General features: G+C 65.8%; 16 protein-coding genes. 10 read left to right on the forward strand and 6 right to left on the reverse strand.

All coding sequences use genetic code 11. The annotated features are described in order from the left end of the window. A complete protein-coding gene (locus tag SB4_RS13380; RefSeq protein WP_058752952.1) occupies nucleotides 1–1,293 on the forward strand; it encodes an MFS transporter in 1,293 nt (430 codons plus the stop codon). Between the two features lie 4 nt (nucleotides 1,294–1,297). On the opposite strand, the gene mtnP is transcribed toward SB4_RS13380, so the two are convergent. The 4 genes from mtnP to SB4_RS13400 all read right to left on the reverse strand — a co-directional run bounded on the left by mtnP (nucleotide 1,298) and on the right by SB4_RS13400 (nucleotide 8,151). Further along, complete coding sequence (gene mtnP, locus SB4_RS13385) at nucleotides 1,298–2,176, reverse strand: S-methyl-5'-thioadenosine phosphorylase (RefSeq protein ID WP_058752953.1); 879 nt, start codon at nucleotides 2,174–2,176, stop codon at nucleotides 1,298–1,300. A gap of 112 nt (nucleotides 2,177–2,288) precedes the next feature. Then, entirely contained in the window at nucleotides 2,289–3,758 is a 1,470-nt protein-coding gene (locus tag SB4_RS13390; RefSeq protein WP_058752954.1) for an efflux transporter outer membrane subunit, read from the reverse strand. Next, nucleotides 3,751–6,963, reverse strand: a complete 3,213-nt coding sequence (locus SB4_RS13395) for a multidrug efflux RND transporter permease subunit (RefSeq protein ID WP_058752955.1) — start codon at nucleotides 6,961–6,963, stop codon at nucleotides 3,751–3,753. Before SB4_RS13395 ends, SB4_RS13390 begins: the two co-directional genes overlap by 8 nt. Nucleotides 6,964–6,981: 18 nt before the next feature. Next, a complete protein-coding gene (locus SB4_RS13400) occupies nucleotides 6,982–8,151 on the reverse strand; it encodes an efflux RND transporter periplasmic adaptor subunit (protein WP_082670166.1) in 1,170 nt (389 codons plus the stop codon). Between the two features lie 128 nt (nucleotides 8,152–8,279). On the opposite strand from SB4_RS13400, the gene SB4_RS13405 reads away from it, so the two are divergent. Genes SB4_RS13405 through SB4_RS13420 form a run of 4 tightly spaced genes read left to right on the forward strand, consistent with a single transcriptional unit; the run spans nucleotide 8,280 to nucleotide 12,654 of the window. Next, nucleotides 8,280–8,912, forward strand: coding sequence for a TetR/AcrR family transcriptional regulator (locus SB4_RS13405; protein WP_058716577.1), 633 nt, complete (start codon nucleotides 8,280–8,282; stop codon nucleotides 8,910–8,912). A gap of 36 nt (nucleotides 8,913–8,948) precedes the next feature. Beyond that, nucleotides 8,949–10,064 (forward strand): glycoside hydrolase family 130 protein, encoded by a 1,116-nt coding sequence (locus SB4_RS13410; RefSeq protein ID WP_058752957.1) that lies wholly within the window; start codon nucleotides 8,949–8,951, stop codon nucleotides 10,062–10,064. After that, on the forward strand, nucleotides 10,061–11,650 hold the full coding sequence (locus tag SB4_RS13415) for an alpha-amylase family glycosyl hydrolase (RefSeq protein WP_058752958.1): 1,590 nt from the start codon (nucleotides 10,061–10,063) through the stop codon (nucleotides 11,648–11,650). The genes SB4_RS13410 and SB4_RS13415 overlap by 4 nt, the downstream gene beginning before the upstream one ends. Next, complete coding sequence (locus SB4_RS13420) at nucleotides 11,647–12,654, forward strand: glycosyltransferase family 4 protein (protein ID WP_058752959.1); 1,008 nt, start codon at nucleotides 11,647–11,649, stop codon at nucleotides 12,652–12,654. The genes SB4_RS13415 and SB4_RS13420 overlap by 4 nt, the downstream gene beginning before the upstream one ends. Here SB4_RS13420 and SB4_RS13425 read toward each other — a convergent pair. Next, nucleotides 12,633–13,103, reverse strand: coding sequence for a MarR family winged helix-turn-helix transcriptional regulator (locus tag SB4_RS13425; RefSeq protein WP_058716581.1), 471 nt, complete (start codon nucleotides 13,101–13,103; stop codon nucleotides 12,633–12,635). The genes SB4_RS13420 and SB4_RS13425 overlap by 22 nt on opposite strands. A 63-nt stretch (nucleotides 13,104–13,166) precedes the next feature. Between SB4_RS13425 and hppD the strand changes: the two genes are divergently transcribed. The 4 genes from hppD to SB4_RS13445 all read left to right on the forward strand — a co-directional run bounded on the left by hppD (nucleotide 13,167) and on the right by SB4_RS13445 (nucleotide 16,610). Continuing rightward, nucleotides 13,167–14,228 carry a 4-hydroxyphenylpyruvate dioxygenase gene (hppD, locus tag SB4_RS13430; RefSeq protein WP_058752960.1) on the forward strand — a complete coding sequence of 354 codons (1,062 nt, stop codon included), beginning with the start codon at nucleotides 13,167–13,169 and terminating at the stop codon, nucleotides 14,226–14,228. 119 nt (nucleotides 14,229–14,347) lie between these two features. After that, the gene (gene hmgA, locus SB4_RS13435) at nucleotides 14,348–15,625 is read left to right on the forward strand and encodes a homogentisate 1,2-dioxygenase (protein ID WP_058752961.1); all 1,278 of its coding nucleotides are present in this window, start codon (nucleotides 14,348–14,350) and stop codon (nucleotides 15,623–15,625) included. After that, nucleotides 15,622–16,254, forward strand: a complete 633-nt coding sequence (gene maiA / locus SB4_RS13440; protein WP_058752962.1) for a maleylacetoacetate isomerase — start codon at nucleotides 15,622–15,624, stop codon at nucleotides 16,252–16,254. The genes hmgA and maiA overlap by 4 nt, the downstream gene beginning before the upstream one ends. Further along, nucleotides 16,251–16,610: a Rieske (2Fe-2S) protein gene (locus SB4_RS13445; protein ID WP_058752963.1), complete on the forward strand. Its 360-nt coding sequence runs from the start codon at nucleotides 16,251–16,253 to the stop codon at nucleotides 16,608–16,610. The genes maiA and SB4_RS13445 overlap by 4 nt, the downstream gene beginning before the upstream one ends. Here the strand turns inward: SB4_RS13445 and SB4_RS13450 are convergent. After that, nucleotides 16,600–17,463, reverse strand: a complete 864-nt coding sequence (locus SB4_RS13450; protein ID WP_058752964.1) for a hypothetical protein — start codon at nucleotides 17,461–17,463, stop codon at nucleotides 16,600–16,602. The genes SB4_RS13445 and SB4_RS13450 overlap by 11 nt on opposite strands. Before the next feature lie 110 nt (nucleotides 17,464–17,573). Here SB4_RS13450 and SB4_RS13455 point away from each other — a divergent pair, with 110 nt between their 5' ends. Next, nucleotides 17,574–17,849: a metal/formaldehyde-sensitive transcriptional repressor gene (locus SB4_RS13455; protein WP_058752965.1), complete on the forward strand. Its 276-nt coding sequence runs from the start codon at nucleotides 17,574–17,576 to the stop codon at nucleotides 17,847–17,849. Nucleotides 17,850–17,861: the final 12 nt, after the last annotated feature.

Here is a 17,861-nt window from a genome sequence, read left to right on the forward strand (position 1 = left end):
ATGTCGTACAGCACCGCCGATTCCGATCGGCACCGCCTGAAATCCATCATCGGTGGATCGACCGGTAACCTGGTCGAGTGGTTCGACTGGTATGTCTACTCCGCCTTTACCCTTTATTTCGCGCCGCACTTCTTTCCGTCCGAAAACCGCACCGCGCAGCTGCTGAGCGCGGCGGCGGTCTTTGCGGTCGGGTTCGTCATGCGGCCGATCGGCGCCTGGGTGATGGGCATCTATGCCGATCGCAAGGGCCGCAAGTCGGGCCTGACCCTGTCGGTCACGCTGATGTGCATGGGCTCGCTGATCATCGCGGTGACGCCCGGCTATGCGACGATCGGCCTTGCCGCGCCCGCCCTGCTGGTGCTGGCGCGCCTGTTGCAGGGTCTGTCGGTGGGTGGCGAATATGGCGCGAGCGCGACCTATCTGTCGGAAATGGCGGGCAAGAACCGGCGCGGTTTCTTCTCGTCCTTCCAATATGTCACGTTGATCTCGGGCCAGCTGCTCGCCATCTGCGTGCTGCTGGTGCTCCAGTCGACGATGACCGAGGCGGCGCTGGACGAATGGGGCTGGCGCATTCCCTTCGCGCTGGGCGCAGTGCTGGCGGTCGTGGTGTTCTACATCCGTCGCGGCTTGGCCGAAACCAAGAGCTTCGAGAACGTCAAGAAGGACAATGCGCCGAAATCGGGCCTGATCCAGCTGTTCACCAAGCATCCGAAGGAAACGCTGACGGTCATGCTGCTGACCGCGGGCGGCACCCTCGCCTTCTATGCCTATTCGATCTACATGCAGAAGTTCCTGGTCAACACCAGCGGCTTCAGCCGTGAGGTCGCGAGCCAGATCAACGCCGTCACCCTGTTCGTCTTCATGCTGCTGCAGCCGGTGGCAGGCGGACTGTCCGACCGGATCGGGCGCAAGCCGCTGATGGTCGCGTTCGGGATCGCAGGCGTGCTGTTCACCTATCCGATCTTCTCGACGCTGGAGACGACGCGCGATCCGATCCTGGCGGGCGCTCTGGTCATGGCCGCGCTGATCATCGTGACCGGCTATACCTCGATCAACGCGGTGGTGAAGGCCGAGCTGTTCCCGGCGCATATCCGAGCGCTGGGCGTCGCCCTGCCCTATGCGCTGGCCAACACGATCTTCGGCGGCACGGCGGAATCGGTCGCGCTGCTGTTCAAGAAGTCGGGCTTTGAGCAGGGCTTCTACTGGTACGTCACCGCGATGATCGGCATCTCGCTGATCGTGTATCTGAAGATGCGCGACACCGGCAAGAACAGCCAGATCGTCGAGGATTGATCGCCTAGCCGCCGCGCGCGGCCAGAACACGCGACACGATCGGGCCCAGGCTATCCGCCTTGGCCCGGTCCACATGCGAGATATGCGTGATCAGCGCCTGGTCGAGCACCGTATCGATCGGCGAGGCGGTCCGCTCCGCCGGCAGCAGCCCGGCCAGTTCCACGACCAGCGCCCGCGCGGTCGCCGCATTGGACACCAGCTGCGCCAGCACGGCATCGACCTCGACATGCGCTTCGTCCTCGCGCCAGCAGTCATAGTCGGTGACCATGCCGATCAGCGCATAGGGCAGCTCCGCCTCGCGAGCGAGCTTGGCCTCGGGCATCGCGGTCATGCCGATCACATCGGCACCCCATTGGCGATAGAGATGGCTTTCGGCCCTGGTCGAGAATTGCGGCCCCTCCATCGCCAGATACGTGCCGCCATGCACCATCGAGGCCCCCGCCCGTTCGCCCGCTTGCGCGGCCAAGGTCGACAGGCGCGCACACACCGGATCGGCCATCGAGACATGGGCGACCAGCCCGGCCCCGAAAAAGCTGGTATCGCGGTGGACGGTCCGGTCAATGAACTGGTCGACCGCGACGAAATGACCGGGGGGCAGTTCCTCGCGCAGCGACCCGATCGCCGAGATCGCCAGCACATCGGTGCAGCCCGCCAGCTTCAGCGCGTGGATATTGGCGCGCGCATTGACTTCGGTCGGCGACAGGCGGTGCCCCCGCCCGTGGCGCGGCAGAAAGACGAAGCGCACCGCCCCGATCCGTCCGCGCACCAGCGTGTCGGACGGCGCTCCCCAAGGCGTGTCGAGGACCAGCGTTTCGACATCTTCCAGCGCATCGATCGCGTATAGACCCGATCCGCCGATGACCCCGATCGTCCAGCCCGTCATTCCACGCTCCTGTTCCATTGTCATGTCGGTTAGGCGCATCGCCCGGACAAGCAAAGGGGCGCACGGGGGGAGGTTCCCGCACGCCCCTCGCTCGACCGCGTCGGCTGGGGGATTAGCCGCTCGCGGGAACCGTGGTCGCCTGCCCGCCTTCGCGCAGGCCACCGCCCAGCGCGACATAGAGGGTGACGTCATTCTGAAGTGCGGCACTGCGCAGGGTCAGCAATTGCTGCTCGGCCGAGAACAGGTTGCGTTCGGCATCCAGCACTTCGAGATAGATGGAGATGCCGTTGCCGTAGCGAAGCCGCGCGGTGCGGGCGAGCCGCCGCTGTGCATCCACCGCCCGCGTCTGCGCCTCGATCTGTTCGGCATAGCGACGCCGGGCGACCAGCGCGTCCGCCACTTCGCGGAAGGCACCCTGCACCGCGCGCTGATAGGCGGCGGTCAGTTCGTCGGCCTGCGCCCGGCTGAGCTTCAGCTGCGCATTGCGACGTCCCCAGTCAAAGATCGGCAACAGCGCCGCACCCTGGACCTGATATTGCCGGGAATTGCCGTCGATCAAGCTGCTGAGCGCGGGCGACACGAAACCCGCCAGGCCGGTCAGCGAGATGCTCGGCAGGAACGCCGCGCGCGCCGCGCCGATATTGGCGTTGGCGGCGCGCAGCTGCTGCTCGGCCTGGAGGACGTCGGGTCGGTTGACGAGCAGCGCGGACGGGAGCCCAGGTTCGATCGCCGCAAACTGGTTCTGGTCGCTCAGCGTCCGTCCGGCCGGGAGCGGGCCGGTGATCGGACCGCCGACCAGCACAGTCAACAGGTTCTGCGACTGCGCGACCATCCGCCGCAACTCGGCCAGCTGAGTCTCCGCCTGGGTCAGCAGCGCCGCCGCCTGGTCGTAATCGACGCTGGACGTCACGCCCGCATCCATCCGCCGCTTGGCGATGCTAAGACCTTCCTTGCGGCTGGCGACGGTACGCTCGGCCAGCGCGATCTGCTCCTCGGCGGCGCGGATCTGGAGATAGGTCGCGGCTACCTGTCCCACCAGCGACAGGCGGAAGGCACGCTCCGCCTCGACCGTCGCCAGATATTGCCGCCGCTGAGCCTCAGCCAGATTGCGGACGCGACCCCAGAAGTCGAGCTCGAAGCTCGACACCCGCGCGCCCAGCGAGAACTGGTTATAGGTGATCGAGGTCGGGTTCGCCGCATCACCAGCGCCGGGAATGGCATTGCCAAAACCCAACGAGTTGAGCGGAATACGCGTCCGCGACGCCCCCGCCGTAGCGTCCAGAGCCGGCAGCCGCTGCGCATCCTGGATGCGATACTGCGCGCGCGCCTGCTCCACCCGCGCGACCGCCTGGGCGAGGTCGCGGTTGTTGGCGAGCGCGGCGGCAATATAGGCCTTCAGCTGTTCGTCGGCGAAGAACTCGCGCCAACCGATTTCGGCCGCGCTCCGCGTACCGGTCGCCGCCTCGGGATAGGTGGCGGAGACCGGCGCGACCGGCTGGCGATATTGCGGCGCCAGGTTGCACCCCGCCAGCGCGCTGGTCAGCGCCAGCGTGGCGGCCGCACGGGAAAATGCCTTACGCATGGGCCGGGCCCTCCTCTTCGCCGGTTCGCTCGTCACGCTCGCGCGCTTCCTCCTCGGCATCGGCCGCCTCATGATCATGCTCGCGCACCAGCCACTTCTTGGCGGCGATGTAGAAGACCGGGGTGAAGAAGATGCCGAACGCAGTCGCCGCGATCATGCCGCCCATCACGCCCGTGCCGACCGCCCGGCGGCTCGCCGCGCCCGCGCCACTGGCGATGAACAGCGGCACCATGCCCAGGATGAACGCCAGGCTGGTCATCAGGATCGGACGCAGACGTTGCCGCGCCGCCTCCACCGTCGCCTCGAAGGGCGTGCGACCTGCCTGTTGGTCCTCGATGGCGAACTCGACGATCAGGATGGCGTTCTTGGCCGCCAGACCGATGATCGTGATGAGCCCGACATTGAAGTACACGTCCGCCGAGAAGCCCCGGAAGATGGTCATCAACACCGCGCCCAGCACGCCGAACGGCACCACCAGCAACACCGCCAGCGGGATCGCCCAGCTCTCGTATAGCGCGGCGAGCAGCAGGAACACGACCACCAGCGACAGGCCTAGCAACAGGCCGATCTGACCGCCCGCCTGCTGTTCCTCGAACGCAGTGCCGGTCCATTCATAGCCCATGCCCTGCGGCAGGACCTCACCCGCGATCTTCTCCATTTCCTTCAGCGCGGTGCCGGTCGACTGGCCCGGCGCGGCCATGCCCGAGACGGTCAGCGACGGATAGCCGTTGTAGCGCTCCAGCTGCTGCGGACCGTTCTGCCAGCGCACCTTCGTAAAGGCCGAGAAGGGCACCATATTGCCCTGCGCATTGCGGACGCGCAGCGCCAGCACGTCCTCGGGCGACATGCGCTGCGGCGCATCGGCCTGAAGATAGACGCGCAACACATTGCCATCACGGACAAAGTCGTTCGCATAGGCGGAGCCGAAGGCAATCGACAGCGTCTGGTTCACATCGGCAATCTGGAGGCCCAACGCCCGCGCCTGGATACGGTCGATATCGACGTAGAGCTGCGGTGCCGGTCCCAGGCCTTCGGGGCGAACGCCCATCAGCACCGGGTTCTTCGACGCCTTGGCCAGGATGGCACCCTGCGCCTGTTGCAGCGCCGCCGCGCCCAGTCCCGAGCGATCCTCGATCTTCATCGAGAAGCCCGTGGCATTGCCCAGCGCCTGGATCGGCGGCGGGTCGAGCGCGAAGATGGTCGCCTCCGGGATCGACTGGACGAAGCCCATCGTCTTGCCGACCAGCGTGGTCGAGTTGTTCGCGACACCTGGGCGATCATGCCAGGGCTTCAGGTTGACGAACGATATACCCGCCGACTGACCCTGACCGAAGAAGTTGAACCCCGCGACCGACACGATGTCGGCCACCTGCGGCTGCGCATGGAGGAAATTCTCGACCTTGGTGATCGCCGCGCCCGTCCGCTCCAGCGTCGCGCCGGGAGCCGCGTCATAGGACACGAAGATATAGCCCTGGTCCTCGGTCGGCAGGAAGCCGCCGGGGATGCGCGTGAACGCCAGACCGGTCACGACGACGACGACCGCGAACACGGCCAGCCAGCGCTTGGGGCGCGACATCATCTTCGTCACGCCGCCCGTGTACTTTTCGGTGCCACGGCCGAACTTGTCGTTGAACCAGTTGAAGAAGCGCTGCGGCCAGCCGCGAACGCCCGGCTTGGGCTCCGGCCGATCCTCCAGATGCGCGTCCTCCTGCTTCAGCAACGTCGCGCAGAGCGCAGGCGTCAGCGTCAGCGCAAGCAGCGCGGAGAAGAAGATCGAGACGGCCAGCGTGACCGAGAACTGGCGATAGATGCCGCCGGTCGAGCCCGGGAAGAAGGCCATCGGGATGAACACCGCGACCAGCACCAGCGTGATGCCGATGATCGCGCCGGTGATCTGCCCCATCGCCTTCACGGTCGCGCGGCGAGGGCTCAGCCCCTCTTCCGACATGATGCGTTCGACATTCTCGACAACGACGATCGCGTCGTCGACCAGGATGCCGATCGCCACCACCATGCCGAAGAGCGAGAGGGTGTTGATCGAGAAGCCGAAGGCGAGAAGCCCGATGCACGCGCCGCCCAGCGCGATCGGCACGACGATCGCTGGGATCAGCGTGGCGCGCCAGTTCTGCAGGAAGAGGAACATCACCAGGAAGACGAGGATCATTGCCTCGACTAGCGTGTGGATGACGCTCTCCACCGAGGCGGTGATGAACGGCGTCGTCGTGAACGGCACACTCCAGGTGACGTCGGCGGGGAAGCTGCCCTGAAGCTGCTTCATCTTGGCCGACACGGCGTCCGCCGTCGCCAGCGCATTCGCGCCGCTCGCCAGCTGGACGGCCAGACCGACCGTCTCCTTGCCGTTCAGCGTCAGGCGGAAGCCGTAATTGTCCTTGCCCAGCTCGACCCGCGCGACATCGCCCAGCCGCACCGCCGAGCCGTCGGGATTGGCGCGGATGATAATCTGGCGAAACTGCTCGGGCGTCGCGAAGCGATTCTGGGTGATGATCTGCGCGGTGAACTCGGCCGTCCGGGTCAGCGGCTGGGCCCCGATCGAGCCACCCGCCGTCTGGCTGTTCTGCTCCTGCACGGCGGCCAGCGCCTCGGAGGCCGACAGGCTATAGCCCGCCAGCTTCTGCGGATCGAGCCAGATGCGCATCGCATAGGGCGAGCCGAACAGCTGCACGTCACCCACACCGTCGATGCGACGCAGTTCGTTGCGGATGTTGTTCTCGGCAAAGTTACCGAGTTCGACCGGGCTGGTCTTGCCCGACTTCGAGCTGAGCGTGATGACTTCCAGGAAGCCCGCCGTACCCTCGGTCACCTGAATGCCCAGCGCGCGGACTTCCTGCGGCAGACGCGGTTCGGCGCGGCTCAGCCGGTCCTGGATCTGCGTGCGTGCGACGTCCAGATTGGTGCCGGGCTTGAAGGTGACGGTAATCTGCGCCGTGCCGTTCGAGCGGCTGGTCGACGCCATGTACAGGAAATTGTCGACGCCGTTCAGTTCCTTCTCGATGACGGCGGTCACCGACCGGTCCATCACCTCGGCATCGGCGCCGTTATAGCTGATCGCCAGGTTCAGCGCCGGGGGCGCGACCGACGGATAGCTCTCGATCGGCAGCAGGCGGAGCGCGATCACGCCGAACAGCGCGATGAAGAGCGCGATCACCCAGGCAAAGACCGGGTGATAGACGAAGAAGCGGTTCATGATGCTCTACTCCGGCGTTCAGCGGGCCGCGGCGGCCGGGGCGGCCTTGCCACCCTGCGGCTGCGGCTGCTGCCCCTGAAGCTGGACCTTCTGGCCCGGCTGCACCTTCTGCCAACCCTCGGTCACGACCTTCTCGCCCGGCTTCAGGCCGGAAAGGATGACCCAGTTGCCGCCGACCTGTCCGCCCAGCGTGACGGGGCGCGACTGGACGGTACCGTTGCCGTCGACGACCATGACGGACGCCGCCTGGTTGCTCAGCTGCACGGCGCGCTGCGGCACCGAGATGCCGCTCTTGATCGTGCCCGCATTCACATGCGCACGGACGAATTGGCCGGGCAGCAACATGCGATTGGGGTTCGGGAAACGGGCGCGCAGCTGCTGGCTACCGGTCGTCGGATCGACCGTCTGCCCGGCAAAGTCGAGCTGGCCGGTCGGGCCATATTCCGACCCGTCCTCCAGCGTCAGGCGGACGGTGATCTTCGACAGGTCGGGCAGCGCAACGCCGCCCGAACGCGCCTGCTGGATCAGCTCGCTCAGCGCCGCGCTCGACTGGGTAAAGACGGCGTAGATCGGCGACAGCTGGTCGACCTGGGTCAGCGGCGTCGCCTGGGTCGCGCTGACCAGCGCGCCTTCGGTCACCTGCGCGCGGCCGACCCGGCCCGCGATCGGCGCGCGGACGATGGTATAGCTGAGCTGCAGCTGCGCGCGCGACAGGGCCGCGCGGGCGTCCGCGACACTGGCATCCGCCTGGCGTAGGGTGGACTGGGCTGCGTCAAATTCCTGGGCACTCACCGCGCGTTCGGCGACCAGCGGCTGATAGCGGCGCACGATCGATGCGGCGTTGACGCGCGCGGCCTCGGCGCGGGCGAGCGCGGCCTGCGCCTGCTGCACCTGCGCACGGTAATCGCGCTGGTCGATGCGGAACAGCGGCTGCCCCTCGGCGACGTCGGTGCCTTCCTTGTACAGACGCGCCTCGACGATGCCATCGGTCCGCGCCCGGACTTCGGCAGTGCGAATCGCCTCGATTCGGCCAGGCAGCTCGATGATGTTGGGCACGGCACCCGCCTGCACCGTGATCGCGGTCACGACCGGCGGCGGGGGCGCCGGGGGCTGCTGTTGCTGCTGTCCGCAGGCTGCCAGCGCCAATGTCATCGCAAGCGACGATCCGAGCACGGAAAATTTGGACACGCCGTGAAACTCCCTGAAGCAGATGACGTTTCAGTCATTCAAGCCCCCTGTACCTCGCACGTGCAAAAAAGCAACGGCAAGGTGCAATTAAATTTGACCTAAGACTGAGGACGCCGCAAAGGGGGATCATGGCCATCACGAAACGGACCGCTGGTCGCCCGACCCGCGAACAGGCACAGCATATCGACGACATCATCCTGTCCGGTGCGCGCGATGCGTTCTGTTCACAGGGCATCGAAGGCACGTCGATGGAAGAGATTGCTCTGTCGGTCGGGGTGAGCAAACACACCATCTATCGCCGCTATGCGGGTAAGATGGCGTTGCTGGATGCGGTGGTGACCCGTGACCTGGACCGGTTGAATCAGGCGATGCTGGACCATGCCGCCGGCAGCAATCCTCTCGAACGCCTGAAGAGCGCCGCCCGTCGGTTCTTCTTCTTTTGCGTTGAGCCGGATTCGGTGCGCTTCATGGCCTTTCTGACGTCCGAGGCCGTCTTCTCGGAAGAGCTTCGCCATCGTTTCGCGACCTGGGACAAGGTGCTCTCCAATCCGATCATTGCCTGTATCGAAGCATCGCAGGACGCGGGCCTGCTCCGCTCCGACGAAACGCCACTGGCCCTGTTCAATCTGCTCGCCGACATGATCGACGGGCCCAGCCGCCGGATGCAGTTCGATCTGCCCGATCCCTTTTCCGGCCTGACCCCCGACCAGTTTTTCGAGCATCGCTGGTCGGTGTTCCTGAAGGTGGCGACGGCGGCGTGATCGGGAACGGGTGATGACAGCGGGCGTTGGCGGGCCATGTCCGACGACCTGCTGATCTTTCGCCCCGACGATATCGACCTGTCCCGCTCGCCGCTGCGACGCGGCATAGCCGATCCGACCTATGTGCTGGGCGCATTCAATCCGGGCATGACCCGGCTGGCGAACGGCAATATCCTGCTGATGGTCCGTGTGGCCGAAGCCTTGCGCGAGCCGGTCGACGGCGGGCACGTCCGGGCGATCCGCTGGACCGAGCGGGGCTATGTCCTCGACCGTTATCCCCTGTCCAAGGTCGACATGACCGACCCGCGGCAGTTTGCCATTCGCGGCAGCGCGCACCGCATCCTGGCGTTGACGTCGCTGTCCTGGCTGCTGCCCGTCGAGCTGTCGGCGGACGGCACCGCGATCGTCGCGGTTCATTACGACAAGGCGATCGAACCTGCTGCGACCTGGCAGGATTACGGGGTTGAGGATGCGCGGATCAGCCGGATCGGCGAGCACTGGTACATGACCACGTGCTCGGTCTCGGCCGAGCGGCATTCGACGACGCTGCACATCTCCGACAATGGCCTGGATTATCGGCTCGCCGGGATCATTCTGGATCATCAGAACAAGGACATGCTGTTCTTCGAGGGGCTGGTTGACGGCCGTTTCCTGGCGCTGACCCGGCCGCTGGGCGAGGTATATTTCGCCTATCCCGATGAAAGTCCCTTTGTCGGCGGCCCCTCGATCAACTTCGCGACCTCGCCCGACGCGCTGCACTGGAAACCGCTGGAGACCCCCGGCATCCGGGCCCGGAAGGACTCCATCTCGGCGATGAAGGTTGGGGGTGGTACGCCGCCGATCCTGACAGAGCGCGGCTGGCTGACCTTATATCACGGGGTCGAGCGGCGCGAGTCGGTCGGCATCTATCGCAGCTTCTGGGCGCTGTTCGACAGGGAGGAGCCGACCCGCATCCTGCATTTGGCCGACGACCATCCCGTGCTGGAGGCCAATCCTGCCCTGACCGCCTCCATCGCGCATCAGATGTATCTGCCGACACCGGTGGTCTTCTCGACCGGCATGATCGACATGGGCGACCATTATCTGGTGGCGAGCGGCGAGGCCGATCTCGCCTGCCGTCTGACCCGCCTGCCCAAGGCTCTGTTCGCATGAGCGGGCGGCCCTGGTGGCAATCGGCCGTCCTCTATCAAATCTATCCCTGGTCGTTCCAAGACAGCAATGGCGACGGCATCGGCGACCTGCGCGGGATCGAAAGCCGACTCGATTATATGGTCGAGCTAGGTGTCGATGCTATCTGGATTTCGCCGATATTTCCGTCACCTATGGCCGACTTCGGATATGATGTGGCGGATTATTGCGGCGTCGACCCGCGGTTCGGATCGCTGGCCGATTTCGACTCGTTGCTCGCCTCAGCCCATGCGCGCGGGCTGAAGCTGCTGCTCGATTTCGTCCCCAATCACAGCTCCGACCAGCATGCCTGGTTCGTCGAAAGCCGGTCGAGCCGCACCAATCCGAAGCGCGACTGGTATATCTGGCGCGACGCCGCCGCCGATGGCGGTCCGCCCAACAACTGGATCAGCGATTTCGGCGGGCCCGCCTGGACCTGGGATGAGCCGACCGGGCAATATTATTATCATGCCTTCCTGAAGGAACAGCCCGACCTCAACTGGCGCAACCCCGACGTCCGCGCGGCGATGCTCGACGTGCTGCGGTTCTGGTTCGCGCGCGGCGTCGATGGGTTCCGCATCGACGTGCTCTGGCACATCATCAAGCATGCCGATTTCCCCGACAATCCGATCAACCCCGACTGGGACCCGGCGACCGGTGAGATGAATCGCGTGTTCCAGCGGCATTCGACCGACCAGCCGGAGGTGCACGACATCGCCGCCGACATGCGCGCCATCGCCGACGCCTTTGGCCGGGACAGGGACGAGCGGGTGCTGATCGGCGAAATCTATCTGCCGGTCGCGCGGCTGATGCGCTATTATGGCGAGAGCGGAGAGGGCGTCCACCTGCCCTTCAACTTCCAATTGATCGACGCGCCCTGGGATGCCCGGCACCTAGCCGCCATGATTGCCGAATATGAGGCGGCCTTGCCGCCGGGCGGATGGCCGAACTGGGTACTCGGCAATCACGATCGCCCGCGCAGTGCGACCAAGCGTGGCGCGACACAGGCGCGGGTGGCGGCGATGCTGCTGCTGACGTTACGCGGTACGCCGACGCTCTATTATGGCGACGAGCTGGGGATGGAGAATGGCGACATCCCCCCCGAACGTGTCCGCGACCCGCGCGAATTGCGCGAGCCCGGCCTGGGCCTGGGGCGCGATCCGGTCCGCACGCCGATGCCGTGGGACGAGAGCGACGCTGGCGGCTTTACGACCGGCGAGCCTTGGCTCCCGCTCGGGCAAGGCTGGCAAGAGCGCAATGTCGCCACCGAGATGGACATGCCGGGATCGATGCTATCGCTTCACCGCGCCCTGCTGGCGCTCCGGCGGTCCAGTCCTGCGCTCGCCACCGGTTCGATCCGGCTGATCGAGGCGCAGGGCTCCGTTCTTGCCTATGAACGGGAACAGGACGGAGAGCGTTTCATCATCGCACTGAATTTGAGCGACGCCCCCGCGGCTGTCGATCTCACCGGGCGTCCCATCGTGTCGACGCTGACCACGCTGCCCGACCGAGCCCCTTCCCTGTTGCGCCCCGATGAGGGCCTGATCCTGAAAGTCGACACCGCCGCATGAAGATCGCGATGCTTGCCCCGATCGCGTGGCGTACGCCGCCGCGCGCCTATGGCCCTTGGGAATTGGTGACCAGCCTGTTGACCGAGGCGCTGGTCGCGCGCGGCGTGGACGTGACCTTGTTCGCCACGCAGGACAGCATCACCACCGCCACGCTGGCGGGTCCCGTCCCCGCCCCCTATTCCGAAGACCCGTCGGTTGATGCGAAGGTGTGGGAGATGCGCCACCTCGCCGAGGTCTTCAGGCGTGCGAGCGAGTTCGACCTGATCCACAACCAGGCCGATTTCCCGGCCCACGCCTTTTCGGGACTGGTCGACACGCCGATGGTGACCACGATCCACGGCTTCTCGTCCGAACGGATCATGCCGATGTACGAGCCCTATCAAGAGCGCGTGCATTATGTCGCCATCTCCGACGCCGACCGGCATCCTCGGCTGCGCTATGCCGACACCATCCATCACGGCATCCCGATCGAGGATTTTCCTTTTGATCCAGAGGGTAGCGAGGATCTTCTGTTCTTCGGTCGCATCCATCCCGACAAGGGTGCCGCCGAAGCGGTGGCGGTCGCGCAGGCGACCGGCCGCCGTCTGGTGATGGCCGGGATCGTCCAGGATCAGGACTATTGGGAGCGCGCAGTTCGCCCCCATGTCGATGATGACCGCATCGTCTATCGCGGCCCCGTCGGCGGAACGGAGAGAACCGCGGCGCTGGGTGCCGCCAAGGCGCTGCTCCACCTCATCAATTTCGACGAGCCGTTCGGGCTGTCGGTGGTCGAAGCGATGGCCTGCGGCACGCCGGTCATCGCGATCCGGCGGGGATCGATGCCCGAACTGATCGAGGATGGCGTGACCGGATTTCTGGTCGATACCGTCGAACAAGCCATCGCCGCCGTCGAGCGTATCGGTGAAATCGACCGTGCCGCCTGCCGCCAGGCGGCCGCAACACGCTTCTCGGTCGACCGGATGGCTGATCGGTATCTGGCGCTCTACCGCTCCATCCTGGGCTGATCGCGCTGCGCCAGCGCCGCCGCGTCGATGCGGTGGAGCATGGCGACGAACGCCTCCAGCTCGTCCGGCGTGAAGCCCGCGAATAGCTGCGCCTCCAGCTCCAGCGCCTTAGGGGCGACATCGGCATAGAGCGTCCGCCCCGCCTCGGTCAGGACGAGGAGGTGCGAGCGCCGGTCGCCGTCATGCGCGGTGCGGGCGAGCAATCCGCGCCCGACCATCGCAATGGCCGCACGCGAAACCGTCACCTTGTCCATTCGGCTGCGCTCGCACACGGCCGACTGGGCGACGGCCTCCTCCTCCGCGACGATCGCGATCAGCCGCCACTCTGGGATCGTGAGGCCGAATAACTGCTGATAGGCGCTGGCGATGTGGTCGCTGACCAGATTCGAGGTGATCGACAGCCGATAGGGAAGAAAGCCGTCCAGCCGCAATTCGCGAGATCGTAACATTTGACACCAATTCCCCGTTCTGCGATCTAGTTACGGAAGATACTGGATCAGGAGTTGGACGTCATGGCAACCACCCCGAACAATCCGCTGGGCCTCGACGGCTTCGCTTTCTGTGAATTTACCACGCCCGAGCCCGAAACGCTGGCGCACCAGTTCGACATGATGGGCTTCGTGCCCACCCATCGTCACCCCGATAAGGCGATCACCCGTTACAAGCAGGGCCGCATCACCCTGCTGCTCAATGCGGAGGCGACAGGCCAGGCGGCGGAGTTCCGCGCCGAGCATGGCCCCTCGGCCAGCGGCATGGGCTTTTACGTCGCCGATCCCGCCGAAGCCTTCGATCATGCGGTGCAGGGCGGTGCGACTCCGGTTGATGCCACGCGCGGCTGCCTGACCCCGGATGCCAAGGCGATCGAGGGCATCGGTGGCAGTTATCTCTATCTGGTGAAGGCAGGAAGCGACCTGTTCGCCGACTGGACCGAGATCGCGGGTTGGCAGCAGGCCGAGGCCGAGAACAATGTCGGTCTCGATCTGCTCGACCATCTCACCCACAATGTCCGTCGCGGCGAGATGCGCACTTGGTCGGGCTTCTACTCCAAGCTGTTCGGCTTTGAGGAACAGAAGTATTTCGACATCAAGGGCAAGGCGACCGGCCTGTTCAGCCAGGCGATGATCGCCCCCGACAAGGCGATCCGCATTCCCCTGAACGAGAGCCAGGACGAGAAGAGCCAGATCGAGGAATTCATCCGCGAATATAATGGCGAAGGCATCCAGCATCTGGCCCTGACCACCGACAATATCTACGAAACCGTCGAGAAGCTGCGGCAGCGCGGCGTCCGGTTGCAGGACACGATCGAAACCTATTACGAGCTGGTCGACAAGCGCGTGCCCAACCATGGCGAGGATTTGGAGCGGCTGCGCAAGAACCGCATCCTGATCGACGGCAATGTCGGCGAAGAGGGCATCCTGCTGCAGATCTTCACCGAGAATATGGTCGGCCCGATCTTTTTCGAGATCATCCAGCGCAAGGGTAATGAGGGCTTCGGCAACGGCAATTTCCAGGCCTTGTTCGAAAGCATTGAGCTGGATCAGATCCGGCGCGGCGTCATCACGGTGGATGCATAAGCATCCACCGATGCGCGCACGCAGATGCGCGAGCAAGCCCGGCCAGCGCGGCCGAGCCAGCGCATAAGGCGCGGCTCGGCCGCGTCTGACGCGCTGGCGTGTTGTGGAGAGGAAAAGAGATGACCACATCCTACATCCCCGGCTTCGGCAATCACGTCGCGACCGAGGCGGTGCCCGACGCCCTCCCCATCGGCCGCAACTCGCCGCAACGCCCGGCCTACGGCCTCTATGCCGAGCAACTCTCCGGCACCGCCTTCACCGCGCCGCGCCATGAAAACCGCCGCTCCTGGCTCTACCGCCTGCGTCCGACCGCCGAGCATCCACCCTATGAGCGGTACGACGGCGCAGCCCGCTTCGCGCCCGGCACCAGCGACAGCCCCCTGCCCCCCAACCGTCTCCGTTGGGACCCGGCGCCGATGACGCCGCCGGGCACCGACTGGATCGACGGAATGACGACGATGCTCGCCAACCGCGATCCGGCCGATCTGGAGGGCGTCGCGGTCCATGTCTATGCCTGTAACCGCAGCATGGAGCGGATCTTCGTCGATGCGGACGGCGAACTGGTCTTCCTGCCCCAGTCGGGCCGCCTGACGATCCTGACAGAGCTTGGCCGGATCGACATCGCACCAGGCCAGATTGCGCTGGTCCCGCGCGGGGTGCGGTTCCGCGTCGAACTGCCCGACGGCGAAGCGGCGGGCTATGTCGCGGAAAATCATGGCAGCCTGTTCCGTCTGCCCGACCTGGGCCCCATCGGAGCGAATGGCCTCGGCAACTCCCGCGATTTCGAGACGCCGGTCGCCTGGTTCGAGGATCGTGACGAGCCGACCCAGGTCGTGCAGAAATTCCTCGGCTCGCTATGGACCATGACGCTCGACCACAGCCCACTCGACGTGGTGGCGTGGCACGGCAATCTGACGCCGTGGCGCTATGATCTGTCGCATTTCAACACGATCAATACGGTCAGCTTCGACCATCCCGACCCCTCGATCTTCACCCTGCTGACCTCGCCCAGCGACGTGCCGGGCCGGGCCAATGCCGACCTCGTGCTCTTTCCGCCGCGCTGGATGGTGGCGGAGGACACGTTCCGCCCGCCCTGGTTCCACCGCAACGTCATGTCGGAGGCGATGGGCCTCATTACCGGCGCGTACGATGCCAAGGCGGAGGGCTTCCGCCCCGGCGGCCTGTCGCTCCACAATCTGATGGCGGGCCATGGCCCCGACCTCGCGAGTTGGCAGGGGGCAAGCAACGCCGACCTCAAACCCCATCGGATCGAGGGCACCATGGCCTTCATGGTCGAGAGCTGCTGGCCCTATCGCCCGACCGAACATGCCCTCACCCATGCGCAGCTCGATTATGATGCGGTGTGGAAGGACTTCCCCAAGGCCCGCCTGCCGTGAACCTGACGCTCCACGGCTATTGGCGGTCGAGTGCCGCCTATCGTGTGCGGCTGGCCCTGGGGTTGAAGGGACTGTCCTATGACAGCATCGCCCATGACCTTCGCACCGGGGCGCAGCGCGCCGAAGCCTATCGCGCGCTGCAACCGCAAGGTCTGGTCCCGGCGCTGGAGACATCGGACGGCGCGCTGATCCAGAGCCCGGCGATCCTCGAATGGATCGACGAACGCTATCCCGATCCGGCGCTGCTCCCGGAGAACAGCGCCGGGCGGGCCGTGGTCCGTGCCATGGCCGCGATCGTCGCGTGCGATATTCATCCCATCAACAATCTGCGTGTCCTGACCCATTTGCGCGAGGACCTCCACGCCGATGAGGCTGCGATCCGCCGCTGGATCGGCCGCTGGGTCACCGAGGGCTTTGCAGCGCTGGAAACGCTGATCGCGCGGCATGGTGCGGGCTATGCCTATGGCGACCGCCCGACCCTCGCCGACTGCCACATCCTGCCGCAAGTCTATAATGCCGAGCGGTTCGCGGTGGAACTGACGCCCTTTCCCAAGCTGGTTGCCGCCGCCAACCGCCTGCGCGAGCGGGTGCCCGAGGCCGCGCCGGAAGCCCAGAGCGATGCCGGATGAGCGACGAACGCCTGACCGCCACCCCCGCCGGAATCGCGCTGGGGCCGCTCGACACCATCGCGGACGGCGCAGCGCGCAATTTCGTGTTGCAGATGCGCGCCGGGCGTTTTCACGGCTTCATCGTTCGGCAGGGTGATGCAGTGCACGGCTATGTCGATCGCTGCCCGCATATGGGACTTCCGCTGGCGCAGGAGCTCGACGCCTATCTCACCCCCGATGGACAGCGGATCGCCTGTTCGTGGCATGGTGCGATATTCAAGGTGAAGGACGGCTCGTGCCTGGGCGGGCCGTGCCGGGGCCAGCGGCTGACGCCCTGGCCCGTCACCGTGCAGAATGGCGCGATCGTTACGGCGTGACCCCGGTCACCTCGGCATGGGCGATCGCCTGAAGCCGCGCCATCGTCCTGGGCTCCAGGCCCAGATCGCGTCCCGCCCGTTCCTGCTCGCCCAGCCGCCGCACGTCATAGCCGGTGACCCGGCCGAAGATCACCAGCGCCTCCAGATAATAACCGGCCGCGCTGGCGTGATATTGATCCCAGGTCCACAGATCTATCTGACCGAAGGCGATGCCGTCATAGGGGTTGGGATCGGCGATCCGCTCGGCCCAGGCGCGGTTCCACGCACGACCCACCGGGATCGCGCCCGAGATGGTGGGATATCGCCGCAATGCATAGGCGTTGCCCGCCGCCACATCGTCCGCCATCGCCGTGATCGGCTTGCCGCGCCAGGGGCTGGCGGTGCGATAGGTCAGGTCGGCACGGCTCCAGGTCGACACGAGTTCGACCCGGACGCGCGGATTGGCCTGGCGGAACATCCCGGCCAGAGCGCCTGCCGCCTCGGCATGGCGCACCGGATCGCCGGGCCGCTGCGGATCGAGGGTGCTGTAACCCTGCAGGATGACGACATCCCAGCGACCCTCGATCTCGCGCCGTTTCTGCTCGTAATGATAGGCCAGGTCGCGGCCGCCCGCCGTTTCCAGGCTGACCGTCCAATCCTGCCCCGTCTCCTCGGCAAAAGTCTTGAACAGCGCCGGGACGCCGCCGATCCCCTCGCGATTGAGGTCGCGGACCAGATCGGGGCGATAGCGCATGACCGGCGAGTTCGCGCCGAAGGTGAAGCTGTTACCGACGAACAGGATCGTCGCCGCCGGAGCGGGGCTCGTCGCCCCCGTCATGGCCGCCGCCACGACCCAACCCATCCATCTCCGCATCCGTCCGGCCCCTACTCGCTCTACTCAAGGTTCCTGATGGCCGATGCGGCATCCGTCCGGCAAGCCGCGTCTTGATCGGATCGCCAATATACCCTATACCCCTATGCGTTATGGCACATGTGACGACCAGCAAGGACAAGATCATCGCCCGCGTCCGCCGGATCGCCGGACAGGTCGCAGCCATCGAGCGATCGGTGGTCGCCGATGCCGATTGCGCCGAGACGCTGCACTTGGTCGCGGCGGTGCGTGGCGCTGTGGCGGGCCTGATGGACGAGCTGGTCGAGGATCATCTTCACGCCCATGTCGCGGCCCCCGGCCTGTCCGACGACGAGCGCACCGCCGCTGCCGCCGAACTCGCCAAGCTGCTCCGTCGCCATTTCCGCTAAATCCCGTCGAAC

The organism is Sphingomonas sanguinis (genome assembly GCF_001476905.1).
Classification (GTDB): Bacteria; Pseudomonadota; Alphaproteobacteria; order Sphingomonadales; family Sphingomonadaceae; genus Sphingomonas; species Sphingomonas sanguinis_B.